This window comes from Salinicola sp. CPA57 (assembly GCF_003206035.1).
In the GTDB taxonomy this organism is placed as follows: Bacteria; Pseudomonadota; Gammaproteobacteria; order Pseudomonadales; family Halomonadaceae; genus Salinicola; species Salinicola socius.
This window is the reverse complement of record NZ_PZJR01000026.1, coordinates 1-1477: the sequence shown is the minus strand read 5'-3', so window position 1 is coordinate 1477 and position 1477 is coordinate 1. Positions and strand designations below refer to the sequence as shown.

Here is a 1477-nt window from a genome sequence, read left to right as displayed (position 1 = left end):
CAGCGCCTGGAGCAGTGTCGACATCATTCGGCAATACTTCAGCAACGACAAGGGCGACGATGTCGCGCTGACCAAGATCATAGGGGCGGCCGCGGGCATCACGGGGCTGGCCATCGAACTGTCCTGGGAAGAGCACCAGGCGACCTACGTGACGGGTGAGACGGGGCCCCATGGCGAAAAAGTGAATCGCAAGCGGGTCAGGATCAAGGCGCGGATTCCCAACTTGTCGAAGATGGAGTTGGGTTTGATGTTGCAAACGACTTCCGGTCTTCTTTCAGAAGAAATTTTTAATGATGCTTTTATCAAAGAAGACGGCGTTTTTGAAATAGAAAACGCGGGTCAGGGTGGTATGCGTATTTCCGAATCTTCTGAGTATACGGTCTCCCAAGGAGATAGCAATTATGTAATAGAAAGGTCTGTGAGCATGCCCAGTAATGCTCCGCCTAATGGTGTAAGGTTTGAGGTTAATTTTTTAGACAAACGGGCTCGTACATTGATGTACAGGGATGTATTTAATATGGAGGTTTCGTGATGAGAATGCTGGTTGCGCTTATCATTCTTTTGTGGTCAATGAATGCTTTGGCGACCACGCTATACAACGATCCAACTAGCGAAGATCTTAGAGACAAACTTCGTGATATTTCTTTTTTAGAGATAGATGCAAAAGTTCAAAAAAGCCCTGAAGAAAACTACCTGCTCGGGATGATCTACCTGAGCGGAAGCAAAAGACATGAAGTGCCCATGGATAGGCATAAAGCACTCTTAATGCTTGAGTCTTCTTGGGTTCAAGATATAGCAGATGCGGGATATGCTTTATTTACCATTTACTATTATGGGTTGGGTGTTGAAAAAAACTATGAGACTGCCCGGAACTACTTGAAGAAATCTGCAGGAATGGGATATTCTCTCTCCCAAAGAAGTTTAGGGTATGCTTATTATGGGCATAAGTATAGTGAAATAGCGGAGGCTGATTACAAAAAAGCACTTTTTTGGTATGAGTGCGCTGCTGAGCAGGGAGATAAGACTTCTGCATTAGCTATTGCAGAAATTTACTATCTAGGAAGAGGTGTTGATAAAAATAACAAAAAGGCCTTTGAGTGGCTGTTGCGCTCTAGCAAGTTGGAGTATGGAAGCCCCACTGCAAGCTTTGCATCATTGGCAAAGTTTTACGAAGAAGGCATCGGCACCGATATCGATCTGGTCCAGGCCTATAAGTATTATGACCTTCAAGGGTCTGCCGGCGCGGAAGGTAAACAGCGCCTATCCAAGCAGATGACCAAAGAGCAGATAGAAGAAGCTCGCCGACAGTCGTTGGAATGGCAGAAGGAGCACAACGTGCGCATCGGAGGTGGTTTTTTCCAGATGAACTGACCTTTGGCTGGGGCATTATTCCCCGGCGATTGGTAGTGATAGGCCTGGGTACCGTGAGTGCACCCAGGCCTATTTGCGCTTTACCCAGCTCTCGCGCACGGGCCTT

The 1477-nt window shown here is 47.0% G+C and carries 2 protein-coding genes; both read left to right on the top strand.

The window, feature by feature from the left end:
• The coding region (locus DOM36_RS19725; protein ID WP_157958708.1) for a hypothetical protein at nt 1-532 on the top strand (532 nt) is incomplete at its 5' end.
• Complete coding sequence (locus DOM36_RS19720; protein ID WP_110644147.1) at nt 532-1371, top strand: tetratricopeptide repeat protein; 840 nt, start codon at nt 532-534, stop codon at nt 1369-1371. The genes DOM36_RS19725 and DOM36_RS19720, both read left to right, overlap by 1 nt.
• Nucleotides 1372-1477: the final 106 nt, after the last annotated feature.